Below are 18,241 nucleotides of genomic sequence, written 5' to 3' on the forward strand. Positions count from 1 at the left end.
TCCTTTCCTAGTGGGAGACGACGGCGGCGCTGTGGCCCGGGAGGCCGAGCCCGGCGGTCGTCAGCGCGGTGCCGTCCTCCGTGGCCAGCAGCAGTGAACTGCCGGCCACCGAAAGCTGCCGCGGTTCGGCGGAGAAGTTCATCGCCACCTCCACGCTGCCGCGCCGCAGCACCAGCCAGCGCTCGTCCTCGTTGAAGTCGACGGCGGTCTCCGCGAAGCCTGACCCGGCGAGTTCCGGCGTCGCGCGGCGCAGCGCGATCAGGTTCCGGTACAGCTCCAGCAGCCGTGCGTGCTCGCCGGACTTGGCCTCGGACCAGTCCAGCTTGGAGCGGGTGAACGTGGCCGGGTCCTGCGGGTCGGGCACGACGGCGGGGTCCCAGCCCATTCGTTCGAATTCCTTGATCCTGCCCTCCGCGGTGGCCTTCCCCAGTTCCGGTTCCGGGTGCGAGGTGAAGAACTGCCACGGCGTGGTGGCGCCGTATTCCTCGCCCATGAACAGCATCGGGGTGAACGGGGAGGTCAGGGTCGCGACGGCGGCGAGCGCCAGCTGCCCGTAGCCGAGAGTCTGGGACAGCCGGTCGCCGGTGGCGCGGTTGCCGATCTGGTCGTGGTTCTGGTTGCAGACCACGAGGGCGGCCGGGTGCACGAGGGAGGTGTTGATGGGCCGGCCGTGGTGCCGTTCGCGGAAGCTGGAGTAGCTGCCGTCGTGGAAGAAACCCTTTTCGAGGACCTTGGCCAGGGCCGCGATCGAGTCGAAGTCGCTGTAGTAGCCGGTGGTCTCGCCGCTGACGTTGACGTGCACGGCGTGGTGGAAGTCATCGCTCCACTGCCCGGCCAGGCCGTAGCCGTTCGCGTCCCGCGGGTACAGCAGGCGCGGGTTGTTCAGGTCCGACTCGGCGATCATCGTCGCGGGGCGCCCGGTTTCGGCTGCGACCGCGTCGGCAAGGGCGCCGAAGTCCTCCAGCAGGTGGACGGCGCGTTCGTCCTTGAAGGCGTGCACGGCGTCCAGCCGCAGGCCGTCCACGTGGTAGTCGCGCAGCCACATCGCGGCGTTGTCCAGGATGTAGCCTCGGACCACGTCGGAACCGGGCCCGTCCAGGTTGACCGAGTCGCCCCAGGTGTTGCCCTCGCCGGACTTGAGGTAGGGGCCGAACCGGGGAAGGTAGTTGCCGCTGGGGCCTAGGTGGTTGTAGACGACGTCCTGGATGACGCCCAGCCCGGCGGCGTGGGCGGCGTCGACGAAGCGCTGGTACGCGGCCGGGCCGCCGTAGCCCTCGTGCACGGCGTACCAGAGCACCCCGTCGTAGCCCCAATTGTGCGTGCCGTTGAACCCGTTGACCGGCAGCAGTTCCACGAAGTCGACGCCGAGCTCGGCCAGGTAGCCGAGCTTGCCGGCCGCGGCGTCCAGCGTTCCCTCGGGGGTGAAGGTGCCCACATGCAGTTCGTAGATCACACCGCCCTGCAGCCCGCGGCCCTTCCACTGCCCGTCCGCCCACTGGTGGGCTCCGGCGTCGAAGGTCCGGGAGAGCGAGTGCACTCCCCCGGGCTGGCGGCGGGACCGCGGGTCCGGCAGCGGCGTGGTGTCCCCGTCCAGCAGGTAGCCGTAGTCGACGTCGCCGGAGGCCGGGGCCTCCGGGGCGGTCCACCAGCCGCCCCGGCCGGCGCCGGTGTCCCGGCGCATCGGGTAGTGCCGTCCGTCGGCGAGCAGCGTGACGTCCTGCGCGTCCGGCGCCCAGAGGTCGAAGCGTGCGGTTCCGTGTGCGGGCAGAGTCATTGCCGTTCCCCTATGTCGGTTCGTCAGTACGTGCTGTCAGGCGGCCGGTACCAGCAGGGCCACGGGGTAGTCGCGGAGGATCTCCGCCACGTCCGCCGGGCCCGGGCCGTAGGTCCTGCCGGTGAGCTGGTCGGTCATTGCGGAGGCGAGGCTGATGGCGGTGTCCTGCCAGCCGCCGCGCTGTTCGAGGCCGCGGGGCAGCCGGGTCGCCAAGGTGAGAGCCCCGGGCGAGCCGGCGCCGCGGTCAAAGGCGACCAAGTGTTCGGCGGCAGCTCCGGTGGCCTGCACCGGGGTGTAGCCGGTGAACAGCTCCGGTGCGTCCCGGCGCAGCCGCAGCGCCCGCGAGGTCACCAGCAGCTTCGCCGCGTCCTCCCGGTACGACGCCGGCCGGTCACCGGCGTCGAGCGCCGTGAGGGCCGCGCGCCGCGCGCCGAAGTCGAACGGCCGCCGGTTGTCCGGGTCGGTCAGCGACCGGTCCCAGAACTCGGTGCCCTGGTACACGTCCGGGACGCCGGGCATGGTGAGCTGGACCAGTTTGGCGCCCAGCGCGTTGGCGGCGCCGTACGGGTCCAGCAGGGCCACCAGCGCATCGAGTTCGGCGCGCACCTGGCTGTTGTCGAACGCCGCGTCGACGGCGGCGGCCAGTTTCGCTTCGAAGTCCGGGTCCGGGTCCAGCCAGTCGGTCGAATTGCCGGCCTCGCGCGCCGCCTTCTGGGCGTAGGACTGGAGCCGGTCCCGGTCCGCGGGCCAGACCCCGGCCACGGCCTGCCACAGCAGGTTGGCCAGCGGACCGTCCGGCAGCGGCGCCAGTTCCTGGAGCCGGCGCAACGATGCCGTCCACTCCGGAGCCAGTTCCGCGAGCACGGAGATCCGCGCCCGGGTGTCTTCGCTGCGCTTGGTGTCGTGCGTGCTGAGCGTGGTCATGGACAGCGGCAGCCGTGCCTGGCGTCGTGCCATCCGGGCATGGAACTCATCGGTGGACAGCGCGAACTCAGTGGGGTCCGCGCCGACTTCGGTGAGGGTGCCCAGCCGGGTGTAGCGGAAGAAGGCGGTGTCCTCGACGCCCTTGGCCATCACCATGCCGGAGGTCTGCTGGAAGCGGCGGCCCAGCTCGGCGTCGGGCCCGGGGCCGGCGTGCAGCAGCAGGGGCAGCAGCGTCCGCACGGCGGTCTCCAGCTCGGGGCGGCGGCGGACGGCCAGTTCGCAGGCCTCGCGCAGCACGTCCTCGCCCTCGGGCAGGTAGCTGCGGTAGACCGGGAACGCGGCGGTGATCTCGGACAGCGCATCGACGGCGGTCTCGGCGTCGAGCCCGGCGGACGCCGGTACCAGCCGGGTCAGCCGCAGCATTTCCGAATGCAGGATTCCGTCCGTGATCCGGCGCTTGGTGCCGCGGATCATGTCCTCGTAGTCGGCCGGTTCGCCGCCGCGCAGCGAGGTGTCCAGGGCGTCCATGCCGGACTGGCCGGCGGGGTCGACGAAGAGCCGGTCCACGTCCGCGAGCGCGTCGTAGCCGGTGGTCCCCTCGCATTCGAAGCCGGCCGGGAGTTCTTCCCCGGGCTCGAGGATTTTCTCGATCAGCAGGTAGGCGCCGCCGGTCACTTCGCGCAGCCGGCGGAGGTAGCCGGCCGGGTCCGCGAGGCCGTCCGGGTGGTCGATCCGCAGGCCGTCGACGAGGTCCTCGCGGAACCAGCGGACAACTTCCTCGTGCGCCTCGTCGAAGACGTCCGGGTCCTCGACTTTGATCCCGGCGAGGGTGTTGACGGCGAAGAACCTGCGGTAGTTGAGCTCGTTGTCGGCTCGCCGCCAGCCCACCAGTTCATAGTGCTGCCGGTTGTGCACCTCGCGGGGGTCGTCCCCCTCGGTGTAGCTGCCCTCGGCCAGCGGGAAGCGGTGGTCGTAGTACCGCAGCTCGCCGTCGCGGACTTCCAGCGCGTCCACGTCCGCGTCATCGCCCAGCACGGGGATCCGGATCCGGCCGCCGCCGAAGTCCCAGTCGACGTCGAACGCCGGGGCGTAGCGGGACTGCTTGCCTTCCTTGAGCAGCGACCACCACCACGGGTTCTGGACCGGGGTGGCGACGCCGACGTGGTTGGGCACAATGTCCACCAGGACGCCCATGCCGGCCTCCCGCGCCGCGCGGGACACCGCCGCGAGACCCTCCGGGCCGCCGCGGTCCGGGTCGATCGCGGCGGGGTCGGTGACGTCGTAGCCGTGGTCCGAGCCCTGCTCCGCCGTCAGGATCGGCGACAGGTAGATCCAGTCCACGCCAAGAGATTTCAGGTAGGGCACCGTGTCGGCGGCGTCCTGCAGGGTGAAGCCGGGCCGGATCTGCAGCCGGTAGGTCGAGGCGGGGGTCCTCATGAAGCGGAAGCCTTCGCCTCGCTGGCGGCGGCTGCCTGCTCCTGGGCCTCCACCATCTCCTCGTGGGCTTCCTCGTGCTCGGCCATGGAGGCCAATGAAGCCGCGGCCGAGTAATCAACCTCAACCTCGGGTCCCGAGTAGGCGCGCAGCACCACCATGGACTTGGCCGCCAAGGTCAGGGTGGTCCCGGCCTTGAGCGGTTCGTAGGCGTCGGCCTGGGCCGCGGTGTCGATGAGGACCTCCCAGTACTGCGAGTACTCGTCGGCCGGCAGGCAGAAGTCCACGCTGTCGTCATGGGCGTTGAAGGCCATCAGGAAGCTGTCGTCGGTGATCCGGCGGCCGCGGGAATCCTGCTCCTGGATGCCGTGGCCGTTGAGGAACACACCGATGGTCCGGCCGAAGCCGCTGTCCCAGTCTTCCGGCAGCATTCCGGTGCCGTCGGTCTTCAGCCAGACGATGTCCGGCAGTTTCTCGCCCTCACCGCGGACCACCGGCCGGCCGTCGAAGAAGCGGCTGCGGCGGAAGGTCGGGTGGTCGTGGCGGATCTTGTTGACGAACGCGGTGAACTCCACCAGCGGCTGGTCCATGGCTTCCCAGTGCACCCAGCTCAGCTCGGAGTCCTGGCAGTAGGTGTTGTTGTTGCCCTGCTGCGTGCGGCCCAGTTCGTCGCCGTGCAGCAGCATCGGCACACCCTGGGAGAGCAGCAGCGTGGCAATGAAGTTCCGTTGCTGCCGGGCGCGGAGGGTCAGCACGGTGTCGTCGTCTGTGTCGCCTTCCTCGCCGCAGTTCCAGGAGCGGTTGTGCGATTCGCCGTCGTTGTTGCCTTCGCCGTTGGCCTCGTTGTGCTTCTCGTTGTAAGAGACCAGGTCGCGCATGGTGAAGCCGTCGTGCGCGGTGACGAAGTTGATCGAGGCCACCGGGCGGCGGGCGGAGCTCTCGTAGAGGTCCGCGGAGCCGGTCAGGCGGGACGCGAATTCACCCAGCGTGGACGGCTCGCCGCGCCAGAAGTCGCGGACAGTGTCGCGGTACTTGCCGTTCCACTCCGTCCACTGCGGCGGGAAGTTGCCCACCTGGTAGCCGCCCGGGCCGACGTCCCACGGCTCGGCGATCAGCTTGACCTGGGAGACGATCGGATCCTGCTGGATCAGTTCGAAGAAGGTGGAGAGTTTGTCGACGTCGTAGAACTCGCGGGCCAGCGTGGAGGCGAGGTCGAAGCGGAAGCCGTCGACGTGCATTTCCGTCACCCAGTAGCGCAGCGAGTCCATCAGCAGCTGCAGGGAGTGCGGGTGCCGGACGTTCAGCGAGTTGCCGGTGCCGGTGTAGTCCATGTAGTGCTTCAGGTCGCCGTCGACCAGGCGGTAATAGGCCTGGTTGTCGATGCCCTTGAAGGACAGCGTGGGGCCGAGGTGGTTGCCTTCCGCCGTGTGGTTGTAGACCACGTCGAGGATGACCTCGATGCCGGCCCGGTGCAGCTCACGGACCATGGCCTTGAATTCCTGGACCTGGTGCCCGACGTCGCCGGAGGAGCTGTAGGTGTTCTGCGGGGCGAAGAAGCCGATGGTGTTGTAGCCCCAGTAGTTGTTGAGGCCCTTTTCCACCAGGGTGCCGTCGTTGACGAACTGGTGGACCGGCATCAGCTCGATCGCCGTGACGCCGAGCTTCTTGAGGTGCTCGATCACGGCCGGGTGGGCCACGCCGGCGTAGGTGCCGCGCTGCTCCTCGGGGATTTCCGGGTGCAGCTCGGTCAGGCCTTTGACGTGTGCCTCGTAGATGACCGACTCGTGGTACGGGACGCGCAGCTGGCGGTCCCCGTCCCATTCGAAGTAGGGGTTGATGACCACGCCGTGCATGGTGTGCGGCGCCGAATCCGCGTCGTTGCGCGAATCGGGGTCACCGAATTCGTAGGAGAAAAGCGCCGGGTCCCAGTCAATCTGGCCCTGGATGGCCTTGGCGTACGGGTCCATCAGCAGCTTGTTGGGGTTGAAGCGGTTCCCGCTCGCCGGATCGTACGGTCCGTGCACCCGGTAGCCGTACTTCTGGCCCGGCTGGATCTGCGGCAGGTAGCAGTGCCAGACGTAGCCGTCCACCTCGGTCAGTTCAATCCGCGTCTCGCTCAGGTCATCGGCCAGGAGGCAGAGTTCCACCCGCTCCGCCTGCTCGCTGAACAGGGCAAAATTGGTGCCGGTGCCGTCAAAGGTGGCTCCCAGCGGGTAAGCCGTTCCGGGCCAGACTTCCATGTGTACTCCTCGTGCGTGGCGAACTATCTCTAGACAGACTACTTGTAAGTAGGGTTACTAATTTACCGGGTGGCACAGCGTGCGCTTTTGTTACAGCTTCGCGATGACCTCCGGCAGGGCTTCCGCGATGTCCGACGCCGCCAACGGACCGCCGCCCGACGCCAGGGTTCCGGCGCGGCCGTGCAGGCTGGCCGCCATCGCCGCAATCGCAGCCCACCGGTCCGGTTCCTCGAGGCCTAGGGCGCTGAAGGCGCCCGGGTCCCCGGCGAGCTGTGCCAGCAGGGCACCCAGCACCCCGGCCAGCACGTCGCCGCTGCCCGCGGAGGCCATCCACGGACTGGCCTCGGCCTGGCTGAACACCGTGCCGGACGGTGCGGCCACCAGGGTGGTGGCGCCCTTGAGCAGGACGGTCGCGCCGGTCAGCCGCGTGGCCTCCCGGACGGCTGCGAGCGTTGCGTCTTCAACGACGGCACGGCCCGGTCCGGCGTCGTACCGTTCCAGCAGGGAGGCAAGCTCGCCCGCATGCGGGGTCAGCACGGTCCGGGCGGACAGGTGGCGCGGCAGCGCCGGAAGCGCACCGGCGTCGGCCACGGTGGGGAGTCCAGCGGCAGCTGCCTCGCGGACGCGGTCCAGCTGCTCGTGCGCACCGTCGTCGAGTCCGGGCCCCAGGAGCCACGCCTGGACGTGGGCGTCGGCGACGGAGCTGCCGCACACCACCTCGGGGCAGGACCGGCGGACCAGGTCCGCGACTTCCGCCGGGCCCACGTAGCGGACCATGCCGGCGCCCGCGGCCAGGGCGCCCCGGCAGGCCAGCACGGCCGCACCGGGGTAGCGGGCGGACCCGGCGACGACGCCGAGCACACCGCGGGAGTATTTGTGCGAGCGGCGCCCGGGGTGTGGCAGCAGCGCGGACAGATCCCCGGTTTCCAGGCGCCGCAGCCCGGGGGCGCCCAGGGCCGCCTCGATGCCGATCGGGATGGTGACAAGCCGGCCGGTGAAGTCCGCGCCGGGGTCGGCCAGCAGGCCGGCCTTGGCCGCCCCGAAGCTGACCGTCACGTCGGCGGCCAGAACCGGGGCGTGCGCCTCCCCGGTGTCGGCGTCGATGCCGCTGGGGAGGTCGCAGGCGACCACCAGCCCGTGCCGGTTGCGCTGCAGCTCTTCGAACAACAGGGCTGCCGTGCCGCGCAAACCGCCTTGGGCGCCGGTTCCCAGGACCGCGTCAATGACGACGTCGGCGCGGGCGGCGTCTGCTGCCAGCTCCGCGGCGTTGCCGTCACCCAAGGCGGCGTCGCGGCCGCCCGCGGCACGGAACGCCGCCAGCGCGGCCGGATGGGCCTCACCGGCGGTGAGGACCGCCGTCGCCCGCAGGCCCCGGCGGGCCAACAGCGCGGCGGCGTAGAGCCCGTCGCCGCCGTTGTTGCCCTTGCCGGCGAGCACCGCGACGGACGAGCCGTAGGTTCCCAGCCCGCGGCCGCGGAGTTCGCGGACCACCGCGTTGGCCAGCCCGTAGGCTGCACGCTGCATCAGAACAGCGCCCATCCCGGGGTCCGCACTCGTCTCAAGCAGCTGCTGTTCGACTTCTCGAATGTGGGTTCCGGTATGGGCGCTGATCATGGTGCTTAGCCTTCGGCGATCACCGTGGCGGTGGCGATGCCGCCGTCGTGGCTGATCGACAGGTGCCAGCGTTTGACGCCCTTCGACTGCGCCACGGCCAGTACGGTGTCCTTGACCTGGACGGTCGGGCCGTGCTGGTCCAGTCCGATCCAGCAGTCCTGCCAGTTCATGCCCGCCGGCGCGCCGAGCACCTTGGCCACGGCTTCCTTGGCGGCGAACCGGGCAGCCAGGGACCGGGTGTTCAGCTCCCGCTCGGCCGGCACAAACAGCCGGTCGCGCAGTCCGGGGGTGCGCTCCAGCTGCCGGCCGAACCGCTCAATGTCTACGACGTCTACGCCGATGCCAACAATCATGCGGCTATTCTACGGTCACGCTCTTGGCCAGGTTCCGCGGCTGGTCCACGTCGTAGCCCTTGGCGCTGGCGAGTGCGAGCGCGAAAATCTGCAGGGGCACGGTGGACAGCAGCGGTGCCAGGAGGGTCGGGGTCTCCGGGATGTAGATGACGTGCTCGGCGTAGGCCTTCACCGCCTCGTCACCCTCCTCCGCGATCACGATCGTCTTGGCGCCGCGGGCGCGGACTTCCTGGATGTTGGAGACAACCTTGGCGTGCAGCGAGTCGCGGCCGCGCGGGGACGGGACCACCACGAAGACCGGCTGGCCTTCCTCGATCAGGGCGATCGGGCCGTGCTTGAGCTCGCCGGCGGCGAAGCCCTCGGCGTGGATGTAGGCGAGCTCTTTGAGCTTGAGCGCGCCTTCCATGGCGACCGGGAAGCCGACGTGGCGGCCCAGGAACAGCACGGACTTGGCGTCCACCATGTCGTGGCCGAGTTTCTTGATCGCGTCGGCGTTGTCCAGGATCTGCTGGATTTTGGCCGGGATCTTGGCCAGGTCGGCGAGGATGTCCTTGATCTCGCCCTGGAACTTGTTGCCGCGCAGCTGTGCCAAATACAGGCCCAGCAGGTAGGCGGCGGCGATCTGGGCGAGGAACGCCTTCGTGGAGGCCACCGCGATTTCCGGGCCGGCGTGCGTGTACAGCACCGCGTCGGACTCGCGCGGGATGGTGGAGCCGTTGGTGTTGCAGATGGACACCGTCTTGGCGCCCTGCTCCTTGGCGTAGCGGACAGCCATCAGCGTGTCCATGGTCTCGCCGGACTGCGAGATGGAGACGATCAGGGTCTTGGCGTCCACGATCGGGTCGCGGTAGCGGAACTCGTGCGAGAGTTCGACCTCGGTGGGGATCCGGCACCAGCGTTCGATCGCGTACTTCGCGACCTGGCCGGCGTAGGCGGAGGTGCCGCAGGCCAGGACGATGATCTTGTCCACGCTCTTGAGCAGCTCCGTGTCGATGCGGAGTTCATCGAGGGTCAGCTTGCCGTCGACGTCGGAGCGGCCCAGCAGGGTCTGCAGTACGGCGTCCGGCTGGTCGTGGATTTCCTTTTCCATGAAGGACGGGAAGCCGCCCTTTTCCGCGGACGCCGGATCCCAGTTGACGTAGTATTCCTTGCCTTCGGCCGGGGCGCCGAAGAAGTCGGTGATCGCGACGGTGTCGGCAGTGATCGTGACGATCTGGTCCTGGCCCAGTTCCACGGCCCGGCGGGTGTAGTCGATGAAGCCGGAGACGTCGGAGCCGAGGAAGTTCTCGCCCTCGCCCAGGCCCACCACGAGCGGGGAGTTGCGGCGGGCGGCCACGACGACGTCGGGCTGGTCGGCGTGCACGGCGAGCAGCGTGAACGCGCCCTCGAGCCGCTGGCAGGCCAGTTCCATGGCCTTGGTCAGGCCGCCGTTGGCGTTGTCGCCGCCGAGCTGGTTGCGGTAGATGTCGCCGATCAGGGCGGCGGCCACCTCGGTGTCGGTCTCGGAGAGGAACGTCACGCACTTGCCGAGGAGTTCCTGCTTGAGCTCCGCGAAGTTTTCGATGATGCCGTTGTGGATCAGGGCCAGCTTGCCGCCGTCGGACAGGTGCGGGTGCGCGTTCACGTCCGTGGGGCCGCCGTGGGTCGCCCAGCGGGTGTGTCCGATTCCGGTGAGCGCGTCGGGCAGCGGGTGCGCCTCCAGCTCGGCGATCAGGTTGCTCAGTTTGCCCGACTTCTTGCGGGAGGAAATGGCGCCGTCCGCCACGACGGCGATCCCGGCGGAGTCGTAGCCGCGGTACTCGAGGCGCCGCAATCCTTCCAGGACAACGTCCAGGGCCAAGTGATCAGTATTTTCCCGGCCAGCCGCGCGGCCTACATATCCAACGATTCCACACATGGACCCAAGCCTAGCTGGTTTCCCGGTCATCCGACGTAGGATGAGCCGGTCCGGCCCCGCCGCAGCGGGCTGCGGGGGTGTCCATTTCGCTCTGGGCCTTCTCAAGGGCAGAATCTCTAAGGTGACTTTGCAACGCAACGACGCGAACGGCGAGGGCGTCTCCCCGTTCGTTGAGCTGGACCGGCAGACCTGGTCCCGGCTCGCTGCCCAGATGGAGCAGCCCCTCAACGAAGAGGACGTGCTCCGCCTCCGGGGACTGGGCGACCCCCTCGACATGAAGGAAGTCCGCGAGGTCTACCTCCCGCTGTCCCGGCTGCTGCACCTTTATGTCGAGGCCGCCAACCAGCTCCATGCGGCCACCACCACGTTCCTGGGCGAAACAACCCAGCGCACCCCCTTCGTGATCGGTGTGGCCGGCTCCGTCGCGGTCGGCAAATCGACCATCGCCCGCGTGCTCCGCGAGATGCTGCGGCGCTGGCCCGGCACCCCGAACGTGGAACTGATCACCACCGACGGTTTCCTGTACCCCCTCGCCGAGCTCAAGCGCCGGCAGTTACTGGAGCGCAAGGGCTTCCCGGAGTCCTATGACCGGCGCGCCCTGCTGCGGTTCGTCAGCGAAGTCAAGGGCGGCGCCGAGGAAGTGCGGGCACCCTGGTACTCGCACGTCACCTACGACATTGTTCCCGGCAAGGAAGTGGTGGTCCGGCGCCCGGACGTGCTGATTGTCGAGGGGCTCAATGTGCTGGCCCCGGCCCGCCCGCGGCACGACGGCCGGCAGGGCCTGGCGCTGAGTGACTTCTTCGACTTCTCCATCTACGTGGACGCCAAGACCTCCTATATCGAGGAGTGGTACGTGGACCGGTTCCGCAAGCTGCGCACCACCGCCTTCGCGCAGCCGGAATCCTACTTCCACCGCTACGCGACGCTTTCCGATTCAGAGGCCGAGCAGACCGCCCGCGAAATCTGGAAGCGCATCAACGAGCCGAACCTGGAGGAAAACGTCCTCCCCACCCGCGGCCGGGCCCAGCTGGTGCTGACCAAGGACGCGGACCACTCCATCCGCCGCATGCTGCTGCGCAAGGTGTAGCACAGGTGTGCCAGAACTGCCCCGGCGGGGCGCCGGGGCCGGAGTCACCGAGCCGGCGGACGGTCGGGCGCTTCCTTGCCGCCGGCACGGCCCTTGCCGCCCTGGCCGCCGTGGCAGGCTGCAACCCGGGCAACAACGCCCCTCAGTCCACCTCCGGCACGAGTGTGCCAAGTGAGGGCCCCTCCGGGACAGCCACGTCCGCTTCCGCGCCGTCCACTCCTGCTTCCGCCGCTCCGACGTCGGCGCCCGCCGAGACGGCCACGACCACTCCGCCGCCCACGGCTTCGCCGTCGAGGACTGCGCCGGCGTCGGCCGCGCCGGGCCGGAAGTATTCACTCACGGATCCGGCAAGCCCGTGGGTGGTGGTGAACAAACACCGGCCGCTCTCCCCCGCGACGTTCGTCCCGGCGGACCTGGTCCAGCCTGCCGTCAGGCTGGCGGTGTCCGGGGAGGCGGCGCTGCTGAACCGGACGACGGCGGCGGCGGCCGAGCGGATGTTCGCGGGCGCGGCGTCGGCCGGCGTCGTCCTGACCCTGGCGAGTGGCTACCGCTCCTACGCCACCCAGACGGCCACGTACAACGGCTACGTGTCGTCACGTGGGCGCGCCGAGGCGGATACCGCCTCCGCCCGGCCGGGTTACTCGGAGCATCAGACGGGATGGTCGTTCGACATCGGCGACGGCGGCGGTGCGTGCAGCTTCCAGCCGTGCTTCGCCCAGCAGCCGGCCGCAGCGTGGGTCAAGGCGAATGCGCACCGCTATGGTTTCATCGTCCGCTACCCCTGGATGGAGCACCCGGTCACCGGCTACTTCTACGAACCGTGGCATCTCCGTTACATCGGCGTCGAGGCCGCCGGCGACATGCACCGGCGGGGCATCCCCACCCTTGAGCAGTATTTCGGCCTGGAAGCCGCGCCGGCCTACCGCTGAGTACTAACGTTCCGCGCTAGCGTGGAGTCCATGCTGACTGGATTTAAGAACTTCATCATGAAGGGCAACGTCATTGACCTTGCCGTCGCCGTCGTGATCGGAACCGCCTTTGGTTCCGTCGTCACCGCCCTCGTGAACAAGGTGCTCATGCCGTTCATTGCCGGCCTCGTGGGCTCGCCGAACTTCGACAGCTTCGCGAAGGTGGACCTGAACGGCAACGCCATCGAGTTCGGCGTCCTCCTGACCGCGATCGTCAACTTCCTGCTGATTGCCGCCGCGATCTACTTTGTGGTCGTCATGCCCATGAACCACATGATCGAACGCCGCAACCGCAAACTGGGCATCAACGCCGAGGTTAAGGACGAGGCTGCCGAAGACCCCCAGCTCGCGCTGCTCACCGAGATCCGCGACGCCCTGACCCGCACCACCCGCTAGCTCCTGCGTACCGACGCAGTGTGGCCCGCTTCCTGACGGAGGCGGGCCACACTTTTTGAATCTTCAGGTCTTTGCCGTCAGTCGGCGACGAGGGCCAAGGCGAGCTCGGTCCGGACCACCTCGGCCAGGCTTTCGGCGATGTCCTGCGCCGTCTGCTGGTCGGCGGCTTCCACCATCACGCGGACCACGGGTTCGGTCCCGGACGGGCGCAGCAGTACCCTGCCGGTGTCGCCCAGCTGCGCCTCGGCGCGGGCGACGGCGGCGGCCACGGCCGCGTCACCCTTGACCCGGGTCCGGTCGACGCCCTTGACGTTGATCAGCACCTGCGGGAGTTTGGTCATCACCGCGGCCAGCTCTTTCAGCGGGCGGCCGGTGAGCGCCACCTGCGCGGCCAGCTGGAGGCCGGTGAGCACGCCGTCGCCGGTGGTGGCGTAGTCGGCGAAGATCACGTGGCCGGACTGCTCGCCGCCAAGGTTGAAGCCGCCCTCGCGCATACCTTCCAGCACGTAGCGGTCTCCCACGCCGGTCTCGCGGAGGGTGATGCCGGCCTCGCGCAGGGCGATCTTCAGGCCGAGGTTGGACATCACGGTGGCCACGAGGACGTCGTCCTTGAGCTTGCCGGAGGCTTTGAGTGCCACGGCAAGGATGGCCATGATTTCGTCGCCGTCCACCTCGTTGCCCTCGTGGTCCACGGCCAGGCAGCGGTCGGCGTCGCCGTCGTGGGCGATGCCCAGGTCGGCCCCGTGGTCCAGGACGGCCTGCTTCAGCGGGCCGAGGTGGGTTGATCCCACCCCGTCGTTGATATTGATGCCGTCCGGGTCCGCCCCGATGACTACCAGCTCGGCGCCGGCCGTCTTAAAAACCTGGGGCGAGCAGCCGCTGGCCGCGCCGTGGGCGCAGTCCAGCACCACCTTGAGGCCATCCAGGCGGTGCGGCAGCGTGCCGAGCAGATGCACGATGTAGCGGTCCTCCGCGTCGGAGAACCTCTGGATGCGTCCCACATCGCCGCCGACCGGCCGCTGGGGCTCCTTGGACAGCTGAGCCTCGATCGCATCCTCGACCTCGTCGGGAAGCTTCTGGCCGCCGCGGGCGAAGAACTTGATGCCGTTGTCCGGGGCGGGGTTGTGGGAGGCGGAGATCATCACGCCGAAGTCGGCGTCGAGGTCCGCCACAAGGTACGCCGCCGCCGGCGTCGGCAACACGCCGGCGTCGTAAACGTCGATACCCGAGCTGGAGAGACCGGCCTCCACGGCGGCGGCGAGGAATTCGCCGCTGGCCCGCGGATCGCGGGCGACGACGGCGCGCGGCCGGTTGCCGTTGGTGTTGCGGTCGTGGCCAAGCACCACTGCGGCGGCCTGCGCCAGTTGCAGCGCCAGCTCTGCGGTCAGCAGGCCGTTAGCCAGGCCCCGGACACCATCTGTTCCAAATAATCTAGACATCGTGCCCCAGTTTAGTCGATGAGGCGCCGGGTCCCTGTTTCGGACCCTCGGACGCCTGTTAAGCGGCGGAAACCCGCCCCGCAATGCGGGACGGGCTTCCGGTTGAGCGCTGTTTAGCGCTTGGAGTACTGCTGAGCCTTGCGTGCCTTCTTGAGACCAGCCTTCTTACGCTCGATGACGCGGGCGTCACGGGTAAGATAGCCGGCCTTCTTCAGCGTGGCGCGGTTGTTGTCGACGTCGATCTCGTTCAGCGAACGGGCGATGCCGAGGCGCAGCGCGCCGGCCTGGCCGGAGGGGCCACCGCCGTGGATGCGGGCAATGACGTCGTAGGCGCCTTCGAGATCGAGGATCTTGAAGGGCTCGTTGACGTCCTGCTGGTGCAGCTTGTTCGGGAAGTAGTTCGACAGCTCGCGGCCGTTGATGGTCCACTTGCCGGAGCCCGGCACAACGCGAACGCGTGCGACGGCTTCCTTGCGGCGGCCAACAGCTGCGCCGGCGACGGTCAGTGCCGGACGTTCCTTCTTCGGAGCGGCTGCGTCGGCAGCACCGCTCTCCGAGGTGTAGCTGGTCAGGTTTTCCTCAGCCTCAACGGCTTCGGTGGTCTCTTCGTTCTGAGCCACGGTTCTCCTTGTATTAATAAGTTGTTTGGTGGCCAGGACTACTGGGCGACCTGGGTGATTTCGAAAGTCTTGGGCTGCTGGGCGGCGTGCGGGTGCTCGGCGCCGCGGTAAACCTTCAGCTTGCCCAGCTGCTGTGCAGCGAGGGAGTTCTTCGGGAGCATGCCCTTGATGGCCTTCTCCACGGCGCGGACCGGGTTGGATTCCAGCAGCTCCGCGTAGTTGACGCTGGTCAGGCCGCCCGGGTAGCCGGAGTGGCGGTATGCGCGCTTCTGCTCCAGCTTGGCACCGGTGAGGGCAACCTTTTCAGCGTTGATGATGATGACGAAGTCGCCCATGTCCATGTGGGACGCAAAGGTGGCCTTGTGCTTGCCGCGCAGCAGGATTGCGGTCTGGCTGGCGAGACGACCAAGGACAACGTCTGTGGCGTCAATGACGTGCCACTGGCGGTTGATATCGCCGGGCTTCGGGGTGTACGTACGCACGGTGTTTGCCTCGTTCTTGTTCTGGCGTTCTTGTTTTAGGCGTCACGCGGAGGTGCACCTACTATCTATGCGCTACCGGAACAGAGGTGAGGGCTCCATGTAACCAGTCATCCTGTGGTCTCGAATGTGCACGTTGAGTAGCTATCCTGCAACCGGATTCTCAAGCGGGCACGCATCATCGAGATAGGACACGCACAACGACTACCAAGAATAGCGGAAGCCGGGGGCGTGGGTCAAAATGGGGTGTCCGGTGGCATGCTGACCAGCCTGCCGTTCAGTTCCGGCCCGCCGCGTTCCTGGAGGTCCCGTGCCTGATCCCGCCTTTGCCGGTTCCGTGCCGTTGCTGTTCATCGCAGGAGCAGCCGCCGCCGGGCTGTTCCTCGGGGTGCTGGGCGACGTCGTGGTGGGACGCATCCTGCCGCACTTGGCAGGCCGCCCCACTCGTGCGCAGAAGATCACGACGGCGGTTGCCGCCGCAGCGCTGTGCGCGCTGTTGGCCTGGCGCTTCGGTGCAGGTCCGGAACTGCCGGCATTTATTGTTTTGGCGGTTATCGGCATTCAGCTGGCGCGAATCGATATTGTCCATCATCTGCTGCCAAACCGACTGGTTATACCCCTGCTGGGAGCCGGAATCGTGCTGCTCGCAGCCGCTTCGGCGGCACTTGGAGGCTGGGAAGAGCTGGTCCGCGCCCTCGCCGGCGCCGTCATCCTCTTCTTTTTCTACTTCATCTTGGCTCTCATCAGCCCCAGCAGCCTCGGAATGGGCGATGTTAAGCTCGCGGCTCCGCTCGGCCTGTACTTAGGCTACCTAGGCTGGAGCCCCCTGTTCTACGGCGGCGCCCTGGGCTTCGTGGCCGGCGGCCTGGTCTCCCTGGCCCTCATCCTCAAAAACCGCGGAAATAAGCCTAAAGAAGTCGCCTACGGACCCTCCATGTTGGCCGCGGCCCTGATCACCGCCCTGCTCTCGGCGTAGCCCCCTCCCCCCGCACCATTTGCGGGGGAACCAGTAAGTGGACTTATCAAAACAAGTAGTTGCCGCCGCGCCGCCCTAAAAAACTGAGTACATCCCTCCGGGTGCCATAAGTAAACCCTTCATTTCGTCCCCAGAAGTCGAGTAGTCGAAGCCATTGCAGGGCCGTTAATCGCCGTGCAAATGTTGTCCCAACGAAGCCCCACCAGATAGCAAAAGGGGATTTGCTGGAGCTTCGTAAAACAATTCGGAAACTCTGGAAAAGGACTTTTAAAATGACTGGTCTCATGGTCTCAATGCTTTCTTTTATCGCCGGCGTCAAGGACCGGCTGGAATCCGAGAAGGGAGCGACGGCGACGGAATACTCGCTGCTCGTTGCCTTCATCGCCTTCGGCATCATTATCGGCGTCACGGCCTTCGGCACCCAGCTGAATGCGTGGTTCCAGGGGCTCAGCACCACCGTCAACGGCTGGAACAACGGACAGCCGTAACCTTCGCCGAAGCAATTTGCAGGTCTCAGCATCACCGATTGTGCCGCGTCCGCCAAGCGCGGACGCGGCACCTTCGTTTCCAACTTCAGCTGCATCGATCCCTGGGGGGGAAGCAATGAAGCGCAGCAGTTCGCGAGCGCCCCGGTCCCGGGCGCAAGGCCGGGAACGTGGAGCGGCAGCCGTCGAGTTCGCACTCGTGGCCCCGGTTCTCCTCGCCCTGTTGGGCGGAATTATCGAGTTCTCATACACTTACAACCTGCAGATCTCGGTCACCCAGGCCGCCCGTGAGGCGGCCAGGACGATGGCCATCGAGAACGACCAAGGCTTGGCGCAGGCGGCAGCCGTGGCAGGCGCTCCCGGGCTCAACGCCGGCGGGTTCAGCTACACCTTCACTGGGGACTGTCCCGCCGGGGGCAGCGGAAACGCCCAGGTCGCCGTCGAGTACACGGCCAATTCCCTCACCGGGATCTTTGGCGGTTCGGTCACCGTGACCGGTACGGGGGCCATGCGATGCCACGGATAAAGTCGCTTTCCCGGCGCACCCGCGACAGCGAGCGAGGCGCCGCCGGCGTCCTGGTCGCCGTGATGATGCTGGTGCTCATCGGAGCCGGTGCCATGGCCGTGGACGTCGGGCAGATCTACGCCGAGCGCGCGCAGCTTCAGAACGCCGCGGACGCAGGTGCGCTGGCCGCTGCACAGCGGTGCCACAGCACGCCGCCCGACTGCCCAACACAGGCTCTTCCCTGGGCCCAGGAGATGACCCCCGGGAACTCGAATGACGGCGCTACAACCGTCGACTCGGTGGACCTGTCCGTTCCCAACCAGGTCACCGTAGTGACGTCAACCCTTAATGGAACCAGCGGCGCAGGATTCCTCACCAAGATGTTCGCCAGCGCGCTCAATGCCCCTCCCGTCACGGTCCATGCCGCCGCCACCGCGGCCGTGGCACCGCCGACGAGCGGTTCGGGATTCCCCCTGGCGATCTCGGACAACTGCTACAACCTGTCGACGGCCGTTGAAACTGCCGAGGTCCAGAAAATTTCCTACAAACCGGGCGGCACGTGCACGGATCCCTCGGGGGCAGAGATCCCGGGGGGCTGGGGCTGGCTGGACCAGGCGTCACCGTGCGTGGCGGAAACGCAAACCGGCACCAACGATATGGGTTCCGATCCCGGCAACAACCCGCCCTCGGGCTGCGCTGCAATCCTGGACGGCTGGAAAGCCACGATCGAAGCCGGCGGCGAGGCGAAAGTTGTATTTCCGGTCTTTGATGACGCCACCAACCAGGGACAAAACGGCACCTTCCACATCATCGGCTACGCAACATTCAAGATCTGGGGTTGGAAGTTTGGCAACAACCACAGCTACGAGTTCCGGAACACCGAGGACGATCCCGGAATGACGCCGGACCTAGCATGCCCCCATGGCCAGGACCGCTGCATCATAGGGCAATTTGTGAAATTCGAAACCATTGATTCCACCAGCTGGGGTTCCGGCGGCGGAGAGGATTTCGGGACCGTAGAAATTAAGCTCATCAAGTAAATTACTCAAA

At 67.6% G+C, this 18,241-nt stretch carries 17 protein-coding genes; 7 read left to right on the plus strand and 10 right to left on the minus strand.

The features are described from left to right. Nucleotides 1-7: 7 nt before the first annotated feature. From treZ to glmS, 6 genes are all read right to left on the minus strand, one after another. Nucleotides 8-1,774, minus strand: a complete 1,767-nt coding sequence (gene treZ / locus ABIN76_RS11455) for a malto-oligosyltrehalose trehalohydrolase (RefSeq protein WP_346959837.1) — start codon at nt 1,772-1,774, stop codon at nt 8-10. Between the two features lie 36 nt (nt 1,775-1,810). Continuing rightward, nucleotides 1,811-4,135 carry a malto-oligosyltrehalose synthase gene (gene treY / locus ABIN76_RS11460; protein WP_346959838.1) on the minus strand — a complete coding sequence of 775 codons (2,325 nt, stop codon included), beginning with the start codon at nt 4,133-4,135 and terminating at the stop codon, nt 1,811-1,813. Then, nucleotides 4,132-6,372, minus strand: coding sequence for a glycogen debranching protein GlgX (gene glgX, locus ABIN76_RS11465; RefSeq protein WP_346959839.1), 2,241 nt, complete (start codon nt 6,370-6,372; stop codon nt 4,132-4,134). Before glgX ends, treY begins: the two co-directional genes overlap by 4 nt. A 90-nt stretch (nt 6,373-6,462) precedes the next feature. Continuing rightward, nucleotides 6,463-7,986 carry an NAD(P)H-hydrate epimerase gene (locus ABIN76_RS11470; RefSeq protein WP_346959840.1) on the minus strand — a complete coding sequence of 508 codons (1,524 nt, stop codon included), beginning with the start codon at nt 7,984-7,986 and terminating at the stop codon, nt 6,463-6,465. A gap of 5 nt (nt 7,987-7,991) precedes the next feature. Continuing rightward, entirely contained in the window at nt 7,992-8,339 is a 348-nt protein-coding gene (locus ABIN76_RS11475; RefSeq protein WP_346959841.1) for a holo-ACP synthase, read from the minus strand. A 4-nt stretch (nt 8,340-8,343) separates the two neighbouring features. Beyond that, a complete protein-coding gene (gene glmS, locus ABIN76_RS11480) occupies nt 8,344-10,236 on the minus strand; it encodes a glutamine--fructose-6-phosphate transaminase (isomerizing) (RefSeq protein WP_346959842.1) in 1,893 nt (630 codons plus the stop codon). Between the two features lie 121 nt (nt 10,237-10,357). Here glmS and coaA point away from each other — a divergent pair, with 121 nt between their 5' ends. Next, nucleotides 10,358-11,323: a type I pantothenate kinase gene (coaA, locus tag ABIN76_RS11485; protein WP_346959843.1), complete on the plus strand. Its 966-nt coding sequence runs from the start codon at nt 10,358-10,360 to the stop codon at nt 11,321-11,323. 142 nt (nt 11,324-11,465) lie between these two features. Here coaA and ABIN76_RS11490 read toward each other — a convergent pair whose 3' ends face one another. Beyond that, a complete protein-coding gene (locus ABIN76_RS11490; RefSeq protein ID WP_346959844.1) occupies nt 11,466-11,663 on the minus strand; it encodes a hypothetical protein in 198 nt (65 codons plus the stop codon). Nucleotides 11,664-11,685: 22 nt separating this feature from the next. Here ABIN76_RS11490 and ABIN76_RS11495 point away from each other — a divergent pair, with 22 nt between their 5' ends. Beyond that, nucleotides 11,686-12,252 (plus strand): M15 family metallopeptidase, encoded by a 567-nt coding sequence (locus ABIN76_RS11495; RefSeq protein WP_346959845.1) that lies wholly within the window; start codon nt 11,686-11,688, stop codon nt 12,250-12,252. A gap of 30 nt (nt 12,253-12,282) precedes the next feature. Then, the gene (mscL, locus tag ABIN76_RS11500; RefSeq protein WP_346959846.1) at nt 12,283-12,687 is read left to right on the plus strand and encodes a large conductance mechanosensitive channel protein MscL; all 405 of its coding nucleotides are present in this window, start codon (nt 12,283-12,285) and stop codon (nt 12,685-12,687) included. 77 nt (nt 12,688-12,764) lie between these two features. Here the strand turns inward: mscL and glmM are convergent, their stop codons facing one another. The 3 genes from glmM to rplM all read right to left on the minus strand — a co-directional run bounded on the left by glmM (nt 12,765) and on the right by rplM (nt 15,228). Then, nucleotides 12,765-14,126, minus strand: coding sequence for a phosphoglucosamine mutase (gene glmM, locus ABIN76_RS11505; protein ID WP_346959847.1), 1,362 nt, complete (start codon nt 14,124-14,126; stop codon nt 12,765-12,767). Between the two features lie 113 nt (nt 14,127-14,239). Beyond that, on the minus strand, nt 14,240-14,746 hold the full coding sequence (gene rpsI, locus ABIN76_RS11510) for a 30S ribosomal protein S9 (RefSeq protein ID WP_346959848.1): 507 nt from the start codon (nt 14,744-14,746) through the stop codon (nt 14,240-14,242). 38 nt (nt 14,747-14,784) lie between these two features. Continuing rightward, entirely contained in the window at nt 14,785-15,228 is a 444-nt protein-coding gene (gene rplM / locus ABIN76_RS11515) for a 50S ribosomal protein L13 (RefSeq protein WP_015937805.1), read from the minus strand. 307 nt (nt 15,229-15,535) lie between these two features. Here rplM and ABIN76_RS11520 point away from each other — a divergent pair, with 307 nt between their 5' ends. The 4 genes from ABIN76_RS11520 to ABIN76_RS11535 all read left to right on the plus strand — a co-directional run bounded on the left by ABIN76_RS11520 (nt 15,536) and on the right by ABIN76_RS11535 (nt 18,231). Further along, the gene (locus tag ABIN76_RS11520) at nt 15,536-16,201 is read left to right on the plus strand and encodes an A24 family peptidase (RefSeq protein WP_346959849.1); all 666 of its coding nucleotides are present in this window, start codon (nt 15,536-15,538) and stop codon (nt 16,199-16,201) included. A gap of 284 nt (nt 16,202-16,485) precedes the next feature. Beyond that, the gene (locus ABIN76_RS11525; RefSeq protein WP_346959850.1) at nt 16,486-16,689 is read left to right on the plus strand and encodes a Flp family type IVb pilin; all 204 of its coding nucleotides are present in this window, start codon (nt 16,486-16,488) and stop codon (nt 16,687-16,689) included. Nucleotides 16,690-16,804: 115 nt separating this feature from the next. Next, on the plus strand, nt 16,805-17,212 hold the full coding sequence (locus ABIN76_RS11530; protein ID WP_346959851.1) for a TadE/TadG family type IV pilus assembly protein: 408 nt from the start codon (nt 16,805-16,807) through the stop codon (nt 17,210-17,212). Continuing rightward, a complete protein-coding gene (locus ABIN76_RS11535) occupies nt 17,200-18,231 on the plus strand; it encodes a pilus assembly protein TadG-related protein (RefSeq protein ID WP_346959852.1) in 1,032 nt (343 codons plus the stop codon). The genes ABIN76_RS11530 and ABIN76_RS11535 overlap by 13 nt, the downstream gene beginning before the upstream one ends. Nucleotides 18,232-18,241: the final 10 nt, after the last annotated feature.

The organism is uncultured Arthrobacter sp., from assembly GCF_964021775.1.
GTDB lineage: Bacteria > Actinomycetota > Actinomycetes > Actinomycetales > Micrococcaceae > Arthrobacter.